This is a genomic window from Streptomyces alkaliterrae (assembly GCF_007097205.2).
Lineage (GTDB): Bacteria > Actinomycetota > Actinomycetes > Streptomycetales > Streptomycetaceae > Streptomyces > Streptomyces alkaliterrae.
The window spans coordinates 1-855 of the sequence record NZ_VJYK02000645.1 but is presented as its reverse complement, the minus strand read 5'-3'; the positions used below and the strand labels follow the sequence as shown (position 1 = coordinate 855).

At 74.2% G+C, this 855-nt stretch carries 2 pseudogenes; both read left to right on the top strand.

The features are described from left to right. Window positions 1-270 (top strand): annotated as a pseudogene (locus FNX44_RS27305) (hypothetical protein); the annotation flags it as partial. Between the two features lie 6 nt (window positions 271-276). After that, window positions 277-855 (top strand): annotated as a pseudogene (locus tag FNX44_RS27300) (ATP-binding protein); the annotation flags it as partial.

The following is an 855-nucleotide window of genomic DNA, read 5'->3' as shown; positions in this document are numbered from 1 at the left end:
GGGCGGATGCGGGGGCGGCCGGTGGTGGAGGGCGCTGGCCGGCCCCGCATGGTGGCGGGCTTGTGCACGGTAGGAGCGGCCGAGCGGGGGGCGGCGGCAGAGGCGCCCGGTGCGGCGGAGAAGCCGGTGGGCGTGGTCGAGCAGGCGGTGGAAGCACAGCAGACCGACAAGGCGGTGGCTGCTGCGGGTGAGGGTGCGCGGCCGGTGCTGTCGGGTGCGCAGGCGCTGCTGGCTGCGCGGGCCGGCGGGGCGAGCGGGAAGCGGAGGTAGAGGGAGATGCGAGTTCCGATCCGGCACGTTGCCGGGAACGTGGCGTGGTCGACGCACGGGACCGTGTGGGCGCTGTGGCGGGTGCTGGGCAGCGGCCAGGCACAGGTGTCGCAGGCGGCCCGGGTACGGCATCTGCACGCGGTGTCGGGGCTGGTGAAGCACCTGGAGGGGGAGGCGATGTTGATGTCGTTGTGCCCGCAGGTCGATCCGGCAACGGTCGGCGAGCAGATGCTCGAGGGCGTGGATCTGGAGGCCTCCCCGAGGTATGTGGCGATGGTCGATGAGGTGCTGGATCGGCTTGAGCAGATGGAGTTGTCGGGGCGTACGGATTGGTTGGCGGTGCCGTTGCCGGCGAGTCGGCTGCAGGCGGTGCGTGCGGCGGTGGCGGCGGCGCGGTCGGAGGTGGAGACGTGGTTGGGGTTGCTGCCGGCGCCGGTGTCGGCGGCGGAGGAGCGGCAGCGGTTGGCGCAGGCGCAGCGGTTGGCGGCGGCGTGGCCGGGCGGGCTGCGGGTGCGGCCGGCGACGTCGGCGGAGGTGCTGTGGATCTACGGGCACAGTGCGCGGCGGGGTGTGTGGGAGCCGTCG